Annotated in this window: 16 protein-coding genes; 4 read left to right on the forward strand and 12 right to left on the reverse strand. The window is 39.0% G+C overall.

Going from position 1 to position 17630, the window contains the following annotated elements:
- Positions 1-31: 31 nt before the first annotated feature.
- Positions 32-340 (forward strand): hypothetical protein, encoded by a 309-nt coding sequence (locus tag EV694_RS00570; RefSeq protein ID WP_132687777.1) that lies wholly within the window; start codon positions 32-34, stop codon positions 338-340.
- Positions 341-477: 137 nt separating this feature from the next.
- Positions 478-879 carry a hypothetical protein gene (locus EV694_RS00575; protein WP_165865476.1) on the forward strand — a complete coding sequence of 134 codons (402 nt, stop codon included), beginning with the start codon at positions 478-480 and terminating at the stop codon, positions 877-879.
- A gap of 829 nt (positions 880-1708) precedes the next feature.
- Here EV694_RS00575 and guaA read toward each other — a convergent pair.
- From guaA to EV694_RS00635, 11 genes are all read right to left on the reverse strand, one after another.
- Complete coding sequence (gene guaA / locus EV694_RS00585) at positions 1709-3268, reverse strand: glutamine-hydrolyzing GMP synthase (RefSeq protein WP_132687783.1); 1560 nt, start codon at positions 3266-3268, stop codon at positions 1709-1711.
- Between the two features lie 51 nt (positions 3269-3319).
- Complete coding sequence (gene guaB / locus EV694_RS00590) at positions 3320-4783, reverse strand: IMP dehydrogenase (RefSeq protein ID WP_132687786.1); 1464 nt, start codon at positions 4781-4783, stop codon at positions 3320-3322.
- A gap of 310 nt (positions 4784-5093) precedes the next feature.
- On the reverse strand, positions 5094-6461 hold the full coding sequence (locus EV694_RS00595; protein ID WP_132687789.1) for a sodium-dependent transporter: 1368 nt from the start codon (positions 6459-6461) through the stop codon (positions 5094-5096).
- Positions 6462-6481: 20 nt separating this feature from the next.
- Entirely contained in the window at positions 6482-7117 is a 636-nt protein-coding gene (nth, locus tag EV694_RS00600) for an endonuclease III (protein ID WP_132687791.1), read from the reverse strand.
- Positions 7114-7809, reverse strand: coding sequence for an electron transport complex subunit E (locus EV694_RS00605; protein ID WP_132687794.1), 696 nt, complete (start codon positions 7807-7809; stop codon positions 7114-7116). Before EV694_RS00605 ends, nth begins: the two co-directional genes overlap by 4 nt.
- Positions 7806-8414 (reverse strand): electron transport complex subunit RsxG, encoded by a 609-nt coding sequence (gene rsxG / locus EV694_RS00610; protein WP_132687797.1) that lies wholly within the window; start codon positions 8412-8414, stop codon positions 7806-7808. The genes EV694_RS00605 and rsxG overlap by 4 nt, the downstream gene beginning before the upstream one ends.
- A gap of 9 nt (positions 8415-8423) precedes the next feature.
- Complete coding sequence (rsxD, locus tag EV694_RS00615; RefSeq protein ID WP_132687799.1) at positions 8424-9473, reverse strand: electron transport complex subunit RsxD; 1050 nt, start codon at positions 9471-9473, stop codon at positions 8424-8426.
- A gap of 9 nt (positions 9474-9482) precedes the next feature.
- A complete protein-coding gene (gene rsxC / locus EV694_RS00620; RefSeq protein ID WP_132687802.1) occupies positions 9483-11969 on the reverse strand; it encodes an electron transport complex subunit RsxC in 2487 nt (828 codons plus the stop codon).
- Complete coding sequence (gene rsxB, locus EV694_RS00625; RefSeq protein ID WP_132687805.1) at positions 11966-12574, reverse strand: electron transport complex subunit RsxB; 609 nt, start codon at positions 12572-12574, stop codon at positions 11966-11968. The genes rsxC and rsxB overlap by 4 nt, the downstream gene beginning before the upstream one ends.
- The gene (gene rsxA, locus EV694_RS00630; protein WP_132687808.1) at positions 12571-13149 is read right to left on the reverse strand and encodes an electron transport complex subunit RsxA; all 579 of its coding nucleotides are present in this window, start codon (positions 13147-13149) and stop codon (positions 12571-12573) included. Before rsxA ends, rsxB begins: the two co-directional genes overlap by 4 nt.
- Before the next feature lie 165 nt (positions 13150-13314).
- Entirely contained in the window at positions 13315-13935 is a 621-nt protein-coding gene (locus EV694_RS00635; RefSeq protein ID WP_243645962.1) for a SanA/YdcF family protein, read from the reverse strand.
- Positions 13936-14248: 313 nt separating this feature from the next.
- Between EV694_RS00635 and metX the strand changes: the two genes are divergently transcribed.
- The gene (metX, locus tag EV694_RS00640) at positions 14249-15322 is read left to right on the forward strand and encodes a homoserine O-acetyltransferase MetX (protein ID WP_132687811.1); all 1074 of its coding nucleotides are present in this window, start codon (positions 14249-14251) and stop codon (positions 15320-15322) included.
- 3 nt (positions 15323-15325) lie between these two features.
- On the opposite strand, the gene sixA is transcribed toward metX, so the two are convergent.
- Complete coding sequence (sixA, locus tag EV694_RS00645; protein WP_132687814.1) at positions 15326-15787, reverse strand: phosphohistidine phosphatase SixA; 462 nt, start codon at positions 15785-15787, stop codon at positions 15326-15328.
- A 297-nt stretch (positions 15788-16084) separates the two neighbouring features.
- Between sixA and pyk the strand changes: the two genes are divergently transcribed.
- Positions 16085-17524, forward strand: coding sequence for a pyruvate kinase (gene pyk / locus EV694_RS00650; RefSeq protein ID WP_132687817.1), 1440 nt, complete (start codon positions 16085-16087; stop codon positions 17522-17524).
- The last annotated feature ends 106 nt before the right edge of the window (positions 17525-17630 follow it).

A 17630-nucleotide genomic window follows, 5' to 3' on the forward strand; every position in this document is an offset into this window, starting at 1 on the left:
TATATTTCTCCAAACGATAAGGACAAATAATATGATAAAAAGAATAATAAATAGAATTATTTTTTCTATTAAAGATACTATAATTTTAATTGTATGTTATGAATTTTCATATTGGTTAAAGCTTTATTTAGATACAGGTAATATTGATCAAATGGATTTTTTTATGTCAGATTATAATTTTAGACGAGTGATTATGTTGTTTACAGTTTCATTCACCTTAATGCTGTTTGGTGAAGAAATTCAAAATCAGTTACTTTATAAAACTCAAAAAGAGAAAAATAGAGATAATTTCGGACGTTATAATGAAAAATACGATAAGAAATATAATAGATTGAGGTAGAAGTATTTTAGTCTATATGATTTTGTGGATAGTCACATAATCGAGGCAAAATGAATTAAAATAGTCATTGAGGTTGGAGGTTTAAAGCGAAGTGTATTGTAGCTAAAGGAGCATCAACACTTCCCGTGTTAAATAAGATGGGACAACTTGCAGAAAAATATCCATTAACAACAGATATAATAACCACAGGGATAGCGAATACAGGTTATCAACTTTCTCAAGGTGGAGAATATGATCCATATAGTTTATTACAATCGGAATTATCAACAGTATTGACAAGAGGTAGAGGGTTAGATCAGCAAATTAGCATTAATATAGGTATAGGTTTATTGGCAGCGGAGAATAATGAGGATTATGGTTGGAATACTTTGGGGGCCGTTGGTAGTAGTATTGGGAGTATTAAATTATCAACATTAAAATCAGGAAATAAGTTTTTAGATTATGTAATTAGTCCTGTTATAGTTGGAGGCGCTAGTGAATATTTAGGGGATAGTAATAATTTAAAATATATTATAATGAAAGAGGATTATGATGAATAAAATAAATAAATAAATAAATAAATAAATAAATAAATAAATAAATTAAATAAATTAAAAAATTGTCCACCTCTAAGCTATGTTTTTTTCTGGAATCTATATCTAAATATATATGTGTATATTTTATTATTTATATTAAAATATGGTTTAAGATTTCTATATTATTCTTATAGATATAATTATTGGGTTTGGGATATTATAAATTTTAAAGATCCTTTTATAGCGACTATTTGTTGTACGATACCAATATCTTTATTATATTTATTATTGTATTTTTATGGTTCAGATAAAAATTGGACTTATAAAAAGACTGATAAAAAAATTCAGAAAGAAAAAGAGGATAGGTTTATTTCAATATTATCTAAAGAAGTAAGGAATAATTTTGTAAGGGATAAAAATGATTTATAGTATTATATAAAATATAATAACTTTTAAGAGTAGTTACATAAATGTATAATAGGAGTGTAAGAATAAAGTAGATTTTATGAGTAATAAAATGTTTTTTGTTAGAATGGTTAAAAAATTATGTTGTTTATTAATTGTAACTTGTTTATCTTTTCTTTTTTATTTTTATAGTGGTTTGCTATTTTAAAATAAAAACGAATCATAAAGCCCATCACGATCTGAAACTTTGTAAACTTTATCTTTTGGGTTTAAAGATTTGATTTTTGTATCTGTTAGCATTTTTCTGTCATTATTACCGTCAAAATAACCGACAAAAAATTAAAATAATATGAAATAGAGTGAAATAGAAAGAAATAAAAAAGCCTTGTAATAACAAGGCTTTTAGCTATTTTTGAAATGAATTGAACATCATTGAAATGCGTATGTTTTATTCCCACTCAATAGTCGCAGGTGGTTTTCCTGATATATCATAAACCACTCGGGAGATGCCATCGATTTCGTTAATAATACGATTAGAAATTTTACCCAATAAGTCATAAGGTAAGTGTGCCCAATGGGCGGTCATAAAATCGATAGTTTCAACAGCACGTAATGAAACGACCCAATCATATTTACGTCCATCGCCCATTACTCCGACGGATTTTACTGGCAAGAAAACCGTAAAGGCTTGGCTTACTTTGTAATACCAATCCGCTTTGTAAAGCTCTTCAATAAAAATCGCATCGGCTTTGCGTAATAAATCGCAATATTCTTTTTTGATTTCACCCAGTACACGCACGCCTAATCCAGGTCCAGGGAATGGGTGGCGGTTGAGCATTTCCGCAGGTAACCCCAGGGCTAAACCAATTTTACGCACTTCATCTTTAAATAATTCACGCAATGGTTCAACCAAACCTAACTTCATATAATCAGGCAACCCGCCAACATTATGGTGAGATTTAATCACATGGGCTTTGCCTGTTTTGCTAGCGGCAGATTCTATTACATCGGGATAAATGGTGCCTTGTGCAAGCCATTTTACTTTATTCAGTTTTTTGGCTTCATCATCAAACACATCAACAAAGACTTTTCCAATGGTTTTACGTTTTGCTTCAGGCTCATCAATTCCTGCCAGTGCGTCTAAGAAGCGTTGTTCGGCATCAACACGAATAATATTTAAACCAAATTTATCGCCAAACATTGCCATCACTTGATCCGCTTCATTAAGGCGTAATAGTCCATTATCCACAAAGACACAGTGTAAATTTTTGCCAATCGCACGATGTAATAATAATGCGGTAACAGAAGAATCTACGCCGCCAGATAAGCCTAAAATGACTTCGTCATCGCCTACTTGAGCTTTAATACGAGCGACTGCATCTTCAATAATATTTTCTGCTGTCCAATTAGTGGCACAACCGCAGATGTTCACGACGAAATTTTGTAGCAATTTTAGACCGCTCTTGGTATGGGTAACTTCAGGGTGGAATTGCACACCGTAGAAATGACGACTTTCATCAGACATTGCCGCAATCGGACAGGTTGGAGTAATACCTGTAATTTGGAAGTGCGGTGGTAATTGCGTAACTTTATCGCCATGGCTCATCCAAACATCTAACTGATGTTCACCGTCATCTAAATCGGCAAAAAGTGCGGTCGGATTTTGCAACGAAACTGCCGCATAACCAAACTCACGATGTTTTGAGCTTTCCGTTAAACCGCCTAATTGCATTGCCATGGTTTGCATACCATAACAAATACCTAACACAGGTACACCCGCATTAAACACATATTCAGGAGCACGAGGGCTATTTTCGGCTGTGGTGCTTTCTGGGCCGCCAGATAAAATAATACCGTTAGGATTGAAATCACGAATATCCTGTTCGCTCACATCCCACGCCCAAAGTTCACAATACACCCCAATTTCCCGCACTCGGCGAGCAATCAGTTGAGTATATTGAGAACCAAAGTCTAAAATTAAGATTTTGTGATTGTGAATATTATTCATATTGTCTCTCTAAAATAGTAAAGTGGGCATCATTGCCCACTTAATTAAAAATTAGCCCATTCGATAATTCGGTGCTTCTTTAGTAATTGCCACATCATGCACATGGCTTTCTTTAATACCAGCTCCACTGATACGAACAAATTGTGCTTTGGTACGCAATTCGTCAATAGTAGCACAGCCCGTCAAGCCCATACAAGAGCGTAAACCACCCATTTGTTGATGAATAATTTCTTTTAAATAACCTTTATAAGCAATACGCCCTTCAATTCCCTCAGGCACTAATTTATCAGCGGCATTATCGGTTTGAAAATAACGATCGGAAGAGCCTTTTGCCATCGCTCCCAGCGATCCCATACCACGATAAGATTTAAAGGCACGCCCTTGATAAAGTTCAATTTCCCCAGGTGCCTCTTCTGTTCCTGCAAACATTGATCCCACCATCACACAAGATGCCCCTGCCGCAATGGCTTTAGCAATATCGCCAGAGAAACGAATACCGCCATCAGCAATCACTGGAATACCACGCTCTTTTAGGGCAGCCGCTGCATCCGCAATGGCCGTAATTTGTGGCACACCTACCCCAGTAACAATACGTGTAGTACAAATTGATCCAGGACCAATTCCCACTTTGACCGCACTTGCCCCAGCATCAGCCAAAGCAATCGCCCCTTCAGCGGTCGCCACATTACCGGCAATAATCGGTAAATCAGGATATTTTGCACGTGTCTCACGCACACGCTGCAATACGCCCTCAGAATGACCATGCGAAGAGTCAATCAATAACACATCAATCCCAGCTTGCACTAATGCCTCAATCCGTTCTTCGTTACCTGCACCTGCCCCTACTGCCGCACCAACACGCAAACGACCAAATTCATCTTTACAGGCATTAGGTTTTTGCTCCGATTTTTGGAAGTCTTTTAAGGTAACCATACCCTTTAATTTAAAATGCTCATCAACCACTAACACTTTTTCAATACGGTGTTTATGCATTAATTCAAAAATTTGCTCACGAGGCGCATTTTCACGAATAGTCACTAAGCGTTCTTTTGGCGTCATTACCGCACTCACAGGTAAACTCAAATCCGACACAAAACGGGTATCACGCCCTGTAACAATGCCCACTAAATCGCCATTTTCCAAAGTAACAGGGTAACCAGCGAATTTATTTTTTTCAACTAATTCCGCCACTTGTTTTAAGCTCATATCAGGGCGAACGGTAACGGGATCACTGACAATACCGCTTTCAAATTTTTTCACTTTGCGTACTCGATCCGCTTGACGCTCAATGGACATATTTTTATGAATAAAACCAATACCGCCCTCTTGAGCCAATGAAATGGCTAAACGAGCTTCAGTTACGGTATCCATCGCGGCAGAAAGCATCGGAATATTTAAACGAATGGTTTTAGTTAATTGAGTGGATAAATCGGCTGTGTTAGGTAAGACCGTTGAATGGGCTGGAACAAGCAAAACATCATCAAATGTTAAGGCTTCTTTGATTATTCTAAGCATTGCAATATCTCTCTTTATAAAGGTTAATGTTAAAAAATATTGCGGCGGGATTATACAGGATAACAATGATTTTGGGAATGGTGTTTTAGTAAAAAATTGCTGGATATTTACCGCACTTTATTTAAAATTATTGAGTATCGTTTCTCGGCTATTATGAGCGTTTCAATTAAAAATAAGATAGGGCAAATGCTGAAGACCGTACAAAGAATACAGAGAGGCGTGCCAACCCTATTATGTTAAAGTGATACTACTATAATATTTTTATATTTAAACCTACCACCCATTAAGTGGTAGGTTTTTCTTATTTGTATTAAATAAGGTTACTAATAAAAATCAGTAAAATAATTAAAGGTACAACATATTTTACATAGTTAAACCAAATACGGGTAAAACGAGAATTTGGGGTGGGGGAGAGTTCTTTTTTGGCGTCATCTTTTAGCACAAAGCCTACGAAAATGGCACAGCCAAGGGCGGTGAGCATAAAGAGAATATTGCCACTGATGTAATCAAAGTTATCAAAAATACTGCGTCCAAATAACGTCACATTTTTCCAGAGATTATCCCCTAAAATGGCGGGAATATTACCGAAGATAAAAATGCCACCTAGCGTTAAAAGAATGGCTTTGCTGCGACGCATTTTGAGCTTTTCTTGTAATACGGTAATGATGACTTCGTAAATGGTTAAAGAGGTGGTGAGTGCGGCGATAAATAATAGGCTAAAGAAGATAACAGCAAAAAATGTTCCTGCCCATAAGTGAGAAAAAACGATGGGTAGGCTTTGGAATACTAGGGTTGGGCCTGCATTAGGGGCGATGCCAAAACTAAATAAGGATGGGAAGATCATAAAGCCCGCTAATACGGCGATAATGGTGTTGGTAAAGCCTGTGATAATTGCGGTTTGAATTAAATTTTCTTCTTTACTGAGGTAACTTGATAAAGTAATTAACACACCAAAACCAAGACTTAAGGCAAAAAACACTTGCCCTAATACCATAACAAATAATTGTGGGGTAATTTTAGAAAAATCAGGTTTGAGGTAATAGATAATACCTTCTGCGGCGCCTGGTAGGGTAATGTTGCGGATAACCATGCCGATTAAGAAAATAAAGAGCAAGGGCATCAAGTATTTCACTGAGCGTTCAATGCCGCCAATAATGCCTTTAGCGAGGATAATGTAATTGATGATAACAAAGATAAAGGTGTATCCCATAATGGCAAAAGGGCTGGCTTGGATACTGTTATCATAAAAATGTTGGGCGATATCTTTATTGATTGGGCTAGATATATCCAGTTGTCCTGAAATAAGGTTGATAATATAGCTTAGTACCCAGCCACCTAACACCATATAATAAGCCATAATGCCAAAAGCCCCTAATAGCCCCATATAGCCGAGTATTTTCCAATATTTAGAGATGTTTTTATTCTGCAATTTGTCGCCAAAAGCATCAACAGAATTCACTCTTAATCGCCGTCCAATCACATTTTCTACTAAAATCATTGGGATACCTATGACTAACATAGCAATACAAAATAATAACACATAAGCACCGCCACCATTTTCGCCCACTAAGTAAGGAAAACGCCAGGTAGCACCAAAGCCAACGGTGGCACCAGCAACGGTCATAATATAGGTAAGTTTGCTTGACCAAGTTTGTCGTTCAGTTTTTTTTATACTCATAATTTATGCTTAATTCCAGATTAAATGTCGGTTTTTTGTTTATATTCGCAAAGATCTTCAATAATACAAGATCCGCAACGTGGTTTGCGAGCAATGCAGGTATAACGTCCCAGTAAAATAAGCCAATGATGAACATCATATTTAAATTCATCAGGCACAACTTTAAGTAATTTCTTTTCCACTTCAACCACATTTTTGCCCGGTGCAAACCCAGTACGATTACATACCCGAAAAATATGGGTATCTACCGCAATAGTGGGGTGTCCAAAGGCGGTATTTAATACCACATTGGCGGTTTTACGCCCTACACCACCAAGGGCTTCTAAGGCTTCACGATCTTCAGGCACTTCCCCTTGATGCTTTTCCAATAAAGTGCGGCAAGTTTTGATAATATTTTCTGCTTTGCTGTTATAAAGCCCGATGGTCTTGATATAGTCTTTTAACCCCTCTAAGCCCAGATCTAAAATCCCTTGAGGGGTATTCGCAACGGGAAATAATTTTGCCGTAGCTTTGTTTACGCCTTTATCAGTGGCTTGTGCGGAAAGAATGACTGCAATTAACAGCTCAAAAGGGGTTTTATAATTTAATTCTGTGGTTGGTTTGGGATTATCCGCCCTTAACCTTGTTAAAATTTCAATACGTTTTTGTTTATTCATTTTTTATCAATCATATTTTTTAATGCTAATAATAAGCCTAAACCTAAAAATGCCCCAGGAGGCAAAATAGCTAATAAAAAGTGGCTTTCTAAATGAAAAAATTCTATTTTCAATCCTTTTGCCCAACTTCCTAATAAATTTTCAATGCCTGCAAATAAGGTGCCATTACCTAAAATTTCACGCAATGCCCCCAATAAAAATAAACTCAAGGTTGCACCTAGCCCCATGGCAAAGCCATCAAAAGCGGATTGAGCGATACTATTTTTTGAGGCAAAGGCTTCAGCCCGTCCAATCACAATACAATTAGTCACAATTAAGGGGATAAAGATCCCCAAAGATTGATATAAGCTATAGGTATAGGCATTCATCAATAATTGCACCATCGTTACCGTTGTGGCAATAATCATCACATAAATCGGAATACGAATTTCATTAGGAATTTGCTTGCGAAAAATTGAGACAATGGTGTTGGTACAGGTTAAAACTAACAGGGTAGCAAGTCCTAATCCTAAAGCATTTGTGGCAGTATTTGATACCGCTAATAAGGGGCATAAGCCCAATAATTGCACCAATGCCGAGTTATTGCTCCAAACGCCTTGTAAGAAAATCTTTTTCCATACCGATTCTGTTTTTGCCACAGGTTCGCTATTGGTTGTAAGAGGTTCATATTCAATATTTTCATTATTTGTCATAGATCACAACTCTTCATTTGCTCGTTTGCATCAAAATGCTCTAACATCGTTAATGCAGATCGTTTTACTTGATTGACAATGGCGCGAGGCGTAATGGTTGCCCCAGCGAATTGATCAAAACTTCCACCGTCTTTTTTGACAGCCCAAGAGGACAAATTGGCTTTATCCAACATACGATGATTAAAGGATAAAATCCAATCGGAAATACGCGTTTCAATTTTATCCCCTAATCCCGGGGTTTCTTTATGAGCGATGACACGCACGCCCAGCACTTCCCCTGCTGGCGTTAGCCCGACTAATAAATAAATATTGCCAGAATAACCGTCAGGGGCAACAGTTTCAAAAGCATAAGCACTGATTTTATCCCCTTGCTTAGCAATATAAAGTTTATCAATATAAGGTATATTAGGTTTGACACAACTTGCCAATAAATCATTATCAAAATAGCCTTGAGGTACGACTTCTAACAATAAGGCTTTTTGTTGTTTTGCCACAGATTGTTGAATAGGATCTTTGGTTAAAAAATAAATACCACTTGAAATGGCACTACAAACGAATGCCACTAATGCCAAAATAAAGGCGTAACCTAAGGTAATGGATCGCATAGGGTTTCCTTACTTCATAGGACGACCATATACCCTTGGGCGAGTATAATGATCGATTAATGGAACACAAATATTGGCTAATAAAATGGCAAAAGCCACGCCATCAGGATAATTACCATAAAAACGAATAATATAGAGTAAAATCCCCACCAATAAACCAAAATAGAGTTTGCCTTTTGGCGTAATGGACGCCGTAACAGGATCGGTGGCAATAAAAAATGCACATAACATCATCGCTCCACTGAAAAGATGTTGTAACGGCGACATCACTTGTTCAGGTTCAATGATCCAAGTTATGCTTGCACATAAGGTAAAGGTGGCTAACATTGCCACAGGAATTTGCCAATGAATAATTTTTTTCCACAAGAGAAAAAGCCCGCCCAGTAAAAAAGCCATATTCACTTGCCACCAGCCCATCGCTGCAAATTGTGCAAAAATAGGCGATTGTTCAATTTGTGTCAGTGCGGTAGTTTTTAGCCCTGTTTTTACCGCATCCAAAGGTGTTGCTTGGCTCACCCCATCAATATTGGCACTTAATTGCAATAAACTAAAACCATCGCTAGTATGCCCAAAGAAAATTAGTTGGTAAGCATCTGTCCAGCTTGGCGGTTCATTTAATAACTGAATCGGAGGGAGCCAAGAGGTCATTTGTAATGGAAAAGCGATAAGTAACACCACATAACCTACCATGGCAGGATTAAAAATATTTTGTCCCAAGCCGCCGTAAACGTGCTTGCCAAAAATCACCGCACAAAAGGTTCCAATTAAAATGACCCAATAAGGGGCATAAGGCGGAATTGCCACCGCAAGAATTAAAGCCGTTAGGCTAACACTAAGATCGGAAAGATAAAACCAAAGGGGTTTCGCACGCAATTTGGTTACCATCAATTCAAGCAATAATGCAAAACTGATGGCAAGAGCAATTTGGATCAATACCCCATAACCAAAAAACACCACTTGCATAGCGATGGCGGGCAACATTGCCAACATTACCCAAAGCATAATGCGAGCGGTTAATTTCCCAGAATGGGTATGGGGTGAGCTTGCTATTTTAAACATCTTGTTTCCCTATTTATCTTGGTTTTGTGCATTTTGTTGTGCTAACTTTTTCGCTTTAGCCCGAGCAATGGCGGCGGCAACCGCTGCTTTACGGGGATCTGTTGGCGTGGTGTTGTCGCTTAAAACTTTTTCATTTTGCACCGCACTTTCTATTTCGCTAGGCTGTTCAGCCCCTTGTTGTGCTAACTTTTTCGCTTTAGCCCGAGCAATGGCAGCAGCAACCGCTGCTTTACGAGGATCTGCTGGCGTTGTATTATCGCTTAAAACTTTTTCATTTTGTACCGCACTTTTTGCTTCGTTAGGCAGTTCAGCCCCTTGTTGTGCTAGCTTTTTCGCTTTAGCACGAGCAATGGCGGCAGCAACCGCTGCTTTACGGGGATCTGTTGGCGTGGTGTTGTCGCTTAAAACCTTTTCATTTTGCACCGCACTTTTTGCCTCGCTAGGCTGTTCAGTCGCTTGTTGTGCTAACTTTTTCGCCTTAGCCCGAGCAATGGCAGCAGCAACCGCTGCTTTACGGGGATCTGCTGGCGCGGTGTTGTTGGTTAAAACGTTTTCATTTTGCACCGCACTTTCTATTTCGCTAGGCTGTTCAGCCCCTTGTTGTGCCAATTTTTTCGCTTTAGCCCGAGCAATAGCGGCGGCAACCGCTGCTTTACGGGGATCTTCTGGCTTGGTGTTGTCGGTTAAAACGTTTTCATTTTGCACCGCACTTTTTGCCTCGCTAGGCTGTTCGCCCCCTTGTTGTGCCAATTTTTTCGCCTTAGCACGAGCAATGGCAGCGGCAACAGTAGATTTTTTATCCCCATTGGCAGCTGGCGATGTTGGTTTATCATCATTGATTCGAGCTTGCTGTTTCGCTAAACGGCGAGCTTTACGCTGTGCCATAATATCTGCATTATCTGGCACAACTTCCCCTTGAGCCGTTGTTAAGGTTTTTTGCTCAGTTTGCGGCTGTTCGGAAGTGGCTTTTTTCGCTTTTAAACGTTCCAAAGCGGCTTGCACAGGATCGATCCCCTGTTGGTTGGCTAATTCTTCACGCCGTTGTTCTGCGGCTTTTTGGGCTCGTGCTAAACGTTGTTCTTTTTCTTTCTCTAAACGTGCTTGGCGTGCTTCAAAGCGTTCTTTAGCTTCTTCGGAAAGTTTGGCTTTGTGCTTTATATCCCAAATTTTGGCTTTTTCTTGGCGGAAATATTGAATTAAGGGAATATGACTTGGACAAACATAAGCACAAACCCCACATTCAATGCAATCAAATAGGCTATATTGTTCCGATTTTTCGTGTTCTTCCCCTCGAGCGAACCAATATAATTGCTGGGGCATAAGCTGAACAGGGCAAGCATCGGAACAAGCAGAACAACGAATACAAGCTCGCTCTTCAGGGGCGGGTTGATACTCAAAATGATCGGGGGCAATGATGCAATTTGCGATTTTGGTAATTGGCGCATTTAAGTTCGGCAACATAAAGCCCATCATAGGGCCACCAAGAAATACAGGTAAACGCTCATCATATTGATAGCCTGTTTGCTGTAATAAATGATAAATGGGCGTCCCTAATCTTACCCAATAATTTCTCGGTTGGGGAATTTTATCGCCTGTGAGGGTAACCACTCGTTCAATCAGAGGTTCATCATTGACGACCGCACGTTTTACTGCAAAGGCTGTCCCTACATTGTGCATTAATACCCCAATGGCAGAGGAACGTTGCCCCTTTGGCACTTCCATACCTGTCAGCACTTGGATAAGCTGTTTTGACGCACCAGAAGGATACTTAGTGGGGATCACGCGCAACTCAATATCATTCGCTCCCTCAAGTTGTTGCTGAATGGCTTGAATGGCTTCGGGTTTATTATCTTCTATGGCAATAACCACTTTTTCAGGGCGTAAAATATAGCGTAAAATTCTTGTGCCTTCGAGAATGTCTTGTGGATAATCACGCATTAAGCGATCATCACAGGTAATATAGGGTTCACATTCTGCCCCATTAATAATCAACAATTTAACTTGATTTTCTGCCCCTTTAATTTTGGCAGCACTCGGAAAAACGGCTCCCCCTAAACCTGCGATACCTGCAAGGTAAATTTTATCAATTAATTGTTCTGGGCTTTGGCTAAGAAAGTCTTCAATAGGATTTTGTGCCTGCCATTGATCCTTGCCATCAGCTTTTAAATGGATAGTCAGCTCCGATAAACCCGATGGATGTGGGGCAACATAAGGGGCAATAGCCACAATTTCCCCTGAGGTTGGGGCATGAATCGGCAACTCACGCAAGCCATTTCCTTGAGTTAGGGCTTGCCCTTTCAGAACTTTATCGCCCACTTGCACTAAAAGATTACCTGCTTGCCCAGCATGCTGTTTCACGGGGATATAAAAATCCTGTGCTAAGGGTAATTGGCTAATAGGCAATACATTGGATTGGGATTTCATTTCAGGGGGATGAATACCGCCGGGAAAATCCCATAATTGCCCTGAATTAAAGGCTGTTAATATATCCGTCATTTCCCTATTACTCGCTTATTTGTTTCCGTATTCACCACAGGAATCACCAAATTAGGATCAAATTTCCAATTCCAATGCTCAATATCAGGTTTTACCGTTACCATACTAATACAGTTTGTGGGACAAGGGGCGACACAAAGTTCACAGCCTGTACAAAGATCAGGAATAATAGTGTGCATAGCTTTATTGCTACCAATAATGGCATCAACGGGGCAGGCTTGAATACATTTTGTGCAACCGATACACATTTCTTCATCAATAAATGCTACTTTAGGTAAAGGGGCTTGTTCTTCAAATTCCGTTTGTGGCACATCAACGCCAAGCAAATCTGCCAATTTCACCACTAAAGGTTGTCCGCCGGGGACACATTTGGTAATCACATCGCCATTAGCAATGGCTTCGGCATAGGGTTTGCAACCGGGATAGCCACATTGTCCACATTGACTTTGCGGTAACAGTGCATCAATTTTTTCTACAATGGGATCGGCTTCCACTTTTAATTTTGTAGCAGAAAACCCTAGAATTGCTCCAAAAATCAAGGCTAATATGGCGACAAGGGCAACAATAATAACAATATAGCCCGTTGTAGAAAGTTGAGCGATCATTTTACTAGCCCTGTGAATCCCATAAAGGCTAATGACATAAGCCCTGCGGTAATTAATGCAATGGAAGCCCCTTTGAAAGGCGTTGGAACATCGGCGGCGACTAAACGCTCACGCAATGCGGCAAATAAAACCAAGACTAAAGAAAATCCCACCGAGGCACCAAAACCATAAACCACTGATTGGGTTAGATTATGGGCTGAATTTACATTAAGTAAGGCGACGCCCAATACCGCACAGTTTGTTGTGATTAGCGGTAAGAAAATACCTAATAAGCGATAAAGGGTTGGGCTGGTTTTATTAATAACCATTTCGGTAAATTGCACCACCACCGCAATCACTAAAATAAAGACCAGAGTGCGTAAATAGCTGGCATCAAATGGGGCAAGCAAATAGGTATCCGCTAAATAAGAGCAAAGCGATGCCACTGTCAACACAAATGTGGTGGCTAATCCCATACCTATTGCGGTTTCAATCTTTTTGGATACCCCCATAAAAGGACAAAGCCCTAGAAATTTCACTAGGACAAAGTTGTTAATCAGGGCGGTACTAATTAGTAATAAAATATATTCAATCATAAATATCGTTAGGTTTGTTGAGCCGTATATTATCCTCATTTTCACGGTTAAGGACAATAGTTTATCTTGATATTACTTAAATTGGGGTAATATAGTCGTCTCACTTTAAAATGATACAGCGTTGGTACGCCTTGCCAATAGAAAGGACGAGAAGAATAACCAAGATTATCTTGAAATGGGGGGCGGTAGTGGTTCAACCTCGCCTAAAAAGTGCGGTTCTTTTTTGGTGAATAAATCCCATAAGGCTAATAAACGAGCAAAAAATTCTCGCACTCTGACAAGACTATAGCTATCAGGATAATCCGCCGCAAAACAAATGGCATCAATATGATGATATTTGGCAATAAATAATGCACGTTCACAATGGAATTTTTGCGTAATAATGGTAATGGAATGTGCCTTGAACACTTGATCCGCTCGGATAATCGAATCTAGTGTCCGAAATCCAGCAAAATCCATATACAAAAATTCTGCAGGTATGCCCATTTGGCGTAAATCTCGATACATGGTACGAGGTTCATTATATTGTAAAGTACGATTATCGCCACTCAGTAAAAGATAATCTACTTTATGCTGTTTAAAGAGTTGCTCGGCGGCTTGTAAACGATAATGATAAAAAAGATTGGGCGTATTTTTGGCCACATATTTTGCAGTGCCTAACACTACGCCATAAGGACGATAGGGCAAACTTGATATATCTTGATAAATCTGTTTACGCACATAAAAACTAATGGCTTGATCCACAAGGATTAATAAGGCAAAACATAATGATAATAACGCCAACATAAGCACACAAAACCGCTTTATTTTTGCCACAAGCCAAGTGTTCATCAATCTTATTTTTGTTGTTTGATGAGAGACTTGAGATAAACAAGGGGTTGCTGGCTTTTGCGGTTTTGTCATATAAAAAAGGACACAAGATCAATAATCAATCAGCTACGAGAAACCCTAGCATAGAGAAAATAAAGAGAGATTTCAACTGAAAATTAAGCCGTATAGATGTTTGACTATCTAGAAGTTTAGACGGCTAAAAATCCTTGACAAGCGGATCAGCTAAAGGTAGTTTATACGCCAAAATGAAAATATCACAAGGAATGCAATGAATCAGCTAAAAAAAGCAAAGGTTTTTACCGATCATGTATTGCAACTTAAACTCGGTGGGCAACTTAGCCAAATTGACGTGGCTTATCAAACTTATGGGCAATTAAGTCCAAACAAGGATAATGTCATACTAATTTGCCACGCCTTAACAGGCGATGCCGAACCTTATTTTGACTCGGCACAACAAACAGGCTGGTGGCAACAATTCATTGGTGCTGGCTTGGCGTTGGATACCAATCGATATTTTTTCATTTGTTCTAATGTATTAGGTGGCTGCAAAGGCACAACAGGCCCAGCTTCGTTAGATCCGCAAACCCAACAACCCTATGGTAGCCGCTTTCCAGCTATTACCGTACAGGATATTGTTAAAGTACAAAAAGCATTATTAGAACATCTCAATATTGAGCATTTACACGCAGTAATCGGCGGATCTTTTGGCGGAATGCAGGCAAATCAATGGGCGATTGATTATCCTGATTTTATGGATAATGTGATTAATCTTTGTTCCTCATTAACCTTAAGTGCAGAAGCCATTGGTTTTAATCATATTATGCGACAAGCCATTATTAATGATCCCCATTTTTATCATGGCGATTATTATGACAAAACGCCCCCAAACCAAGGATTAGCTACCGCTCGTATGTTGGGCATGTTGACTTATCGCACCGATTTGCAATTAGCCAAAGCCTTTGGGCGTGCCACAAAAAATGATGGTGAGTTTTGGGGGGATTATTTTCAAGTAGAATCTTATCTAAGCTATCAAGGAAAAAAATTCTTAACCCGTTTTGATGCTAACAGTTATCTCTATTTATTGCGTGCCTTAGACCTTTATGATCCCGCTTTAGGTTATGCCGATAGCAAGCAAGCCTTAGCTCGCATAAAAGCACGCTATACCTTAGTGGCCGTAGCAAATGATCAATTATTTAAATTAAATGATTTACATAAAACAAAAGCCTTGCTAGAACAAAGCGGTATCAATCTTAATTACTATGAGTTTTCCTCTGATTATGGTCACGATGCCTTTCTGGTAGATTATGATCTGTTTGAAAAAGCCATTTTACAGGGATTATAACCCTTATTCTTTTATAGATGGATAAAGATTAATGATGTCACTCTGAGATTTATTCCATTCTATTTCTACAATGGTCGCAGGATAAAAACTGATAAAATCAGAAGGACAAAATTCATTCACAATATTCCCCACTAAGGGTAAATGAGAAATAATTAATACAGTTGTGATCCCTTGCTGTTCTAGTACGCCGAGATAATCCTTGACTAATCTCTCATCGCCATAAGGTGTAAGCCCTTGCCAAGTTTCCATATTTAACTGACAACCAAAGGCTTTTTCTACCTGCTGAAAAGTTTGCTGAGCCCGTAAATAAGGGCTAACTAGCACATATTGAGGAAAAATATCCGCCTTAATCAGTTTGTTTGCTTGCTGAAAAGATTGTTGCTGACCAAATGCGGTTAAAGGACGTTGCTGATCACTTTTGGCAATCATCTCCGCCTCACCATGACGCATAATAAGAATTTTCATGTTGGTTTTCCTTAACATAAGATTGTGATACTACAGATTATACCAATAAATATTTCAGGATAAATATTGTTATAGTTGTCTTACTTTAAAATGATACAGGACTAGTATGCTTTGTCTTATTTAAAATTGAAACGATTATAAAATTACAAAATGTGATCTCGATCTAATTTTGATTTAAGCGTATAATAGCCAAACTTTTTTCTAGCTTAGCGATAATGTTTTGTATAATTCCTGGGCTATGACGTCTTTTTATAAGATTAATGTATCAGATTTGATTAAATATTTACGGAGTATTTCATGTCTAGAAGACTAAGAAGAACGAAAATTGTATGTACAATGGGGCCGGCAACGGATCGTGGTAATAATTTAGAAAAAATTATTGCCGCTGGGGCAAATGTGGTTCGTATGAACTTTTCTCATGGTTCACCAGAAGATCATATTGAGCGTGCGGAGAAAGTGCGTGAAATTGCCAAAAAATTAGGTCGTCATGTGGCGATTTTAGGGGATTTGCAAGGGCCTAAAATTCGTGTTTCTACCTTTAAAGATGGCAAAATTTTCTTAAATATTGGTGATAAATTTGTGCTTGATGCGGATTTACCAAAAGGAGAAGGTACACAAGAAGCGGTTGGTTTAGATTATAAAACCTTACCTCAAGATGTGGTACCGGGCGATATTCTTTTATTAGATGATGGACGTGTGCAATTAAAAGTCTTATCTACCGAAGGGAGTAAAGTCTTTACTGAGGTAACCGTTGGTGGTCCTTTATCAAATAATAAAGGTATTAATAAATTAGGTGGGGGATTATCCGCTGATGCCTTAACGGAAAAAGATAAAGAAGATATTAAAACCGCAGCAAAAATTGGGGTGGATTATCTTGCGGTGTCTTTCCCTCGTTCAAGTGCCGATTTAAATTATGCTCGTGAATTAGCGGAAGCGGCTGGTTTGAAAGCGAAGATTGTGGCAAAAGTAGAGCGTGCTGAAGCGGTAGCCACTGATGAAGCTATGGACGATATTATTCTCGCATCTGATGTGATTATGGTGGCTCGTGGTGATTTAGGGGTTGAGATTGGTGATCCTGAATTAGTGGGCGTACAGAAAAAACTTATTCGCCGTTCACGCAAGTTAAATCGTGTTGTGATTACCGCAACGCAAATGATGGAAAGTATGATCAGTAATCCTATGCCAACACGTGCAGAAGTGATGGACGTTGCTAATGCAGTGTTAGATGGAACCGATGCGGTAATGCTTTCAGCAGAAACCGCAGCAGGTCAATATCCTGCGGAAACCGTTGCGGCGATGGCACGAGTTTGTTTAGGGGCTGAGAAAATGCCTAGCATTAATATTTCTCGCCATCGTATGGACGTTAAATTTACTTCTATTGAAGAATCTGTGGCGATGTCGGCAATGTATGCGGCTAACCATATGGAAGGCGTGGCAGCCATTATTGCGATGACAAGTTCAGGACAAACTGCTCGTTTAATGTCAAGAATCAGTTCTGGCTTGCCGATTTTTGCTTTATCTCGTAACCAAGATGCCTTAAATCAATGTGCTTTATATCGTGGGGTAACGCCAGTTTACTGCGATGAAATTAGCCGTACTGTAGAAGGTGCTAAGGCAGCGGTACAAATCCTAAAAGATAAAGGATTTTTAGTGGCGGGGGATCTTGTGCTTTTAACACAGGGTGATGAATTAGCGGTTGGTGGAACCAATACCTGCCGTACCTTAGTGGTTGAGTAAATTTTTCTTTGAGCTAAAACGGTGAATTTTCACCGTTTTTTTATATCTGTTGGCTAAGAAAAGCATAAGCTGTAAACTAGATCACAGTTGCCCCTTTTAAATTGAA

Source organism: Volucribacter psittacicida (assembly GCF_004339025.1).
GTDB classification, from domain to species: Bacteria; Pseudomonadota; Gammaproteobacteria; order Enterobacterales; family Pasteurellaceae; genus Volucribacter; species Volucribacter psittacicida.

Bases quoted from the DNA above. Each gene is read 5' to 3' on its own strand.
- EV694_RS00570 (WP_132687777.1), top strand. From the start codon at position 32: ATGATAAAAAGAATAATAAATAGAATTATTTTTTCTATTAAAGATACT.
- EV694_RS00575 (WP_165865476.1), top strand. From the start codon at position 478: ATGGGACAACTTGCAGAAAAATATCCATTAACAACAGATATAATAACC.
- guaA (WP_132687783.1), bottom strand. From the start codon at position 3,268: ATGAATAATATTCACAATCACAAAATCTTAATTTTAGACTTTGGTTCT.
- guaB (WP_132687786.1), bottom strand. From the start codon at position 4,783: ATGCTTAGAATAATCAAAGAAGCCTTAACATTTGATGATGTTTTGCTT.
- EV694_RS00595 (WP_132687789.1), bottom strand. From the start codon at position 6,461: ATGAGTATAAAAAAAACTGAACGACAAACTTGGTCAAGCAAACTTACC.
- nth (WP_132687791.1), bottom strand. From the start codon at position 7,117: ATGAATAAACAAAAACGTATTGAAATTTTAACAAGGTTAAGGGCGGAT.
- EV694_RS00605 (WP_132687794.1), bottom strand. From the start codon at position 7,809: ATGACAAATAATGAAAATATTGAATATGAACCTCTTACAACCAATAGC.
- rsxG (WP_132687797.1), bottom strand. From the start codon at position 8,414: ATGCGATCCATTACCTTAGGTTACGCCTTTATTTTGGCATTAGTGGCA.
- rsxD (WP_132687799.1), bottom strand. From the start codon at position 9,473: ATGTTTAAAATAGCAAGCTCACCCCATACCCATTCTGGGAAATTAACC.
- rsxC (WP_132687802.1), bottom strand. From the start codon at position 11,969: ATGACGGATATATTAACAGCCTTTAATTCAGGGCAATTATGGGATTTT.
- rsxB (WP_132687805.1), bottom strand. From the start codon at position 12,574: ATGATCGCTCAACTTTCTACAACGGGCTATATTGTTATTATTGTTGCC.
- rsxA (WP_132687808.1), bottom strand. From the start codon at position 13,149: ATGATTGAATATATTTTATTACTAATTAGTACCGCCCTGATTAACAAC.
- EV694_RS00635 (WP_243645962.1), bottom strand. From the start codon at position 13,935: ATGTTGGCGTTATTATCATTATGTTTTGCCTTATTAATCCTTGTGGAT.
- metX (WP_132687811.1), top strand. From the start codon at position 14,249: ATGAATCAGCTAAAAAAAGCAAAGGTTTTTACCGATCATGTATTGCAA.
- sixA (WP_132687814.1), bottom strand. From the start codon at position 15,787: ATGAAAATTCTTATTATGCGTCATGGTGAGGCGGAGATGATTGCCAAA.
- pyk (WP_132687817.1), top strand. From the start codon at position 16,085: ATGTCTAGAAGACTAAGAAGAACGAAAATTGTATGTACAATGGGGCCG.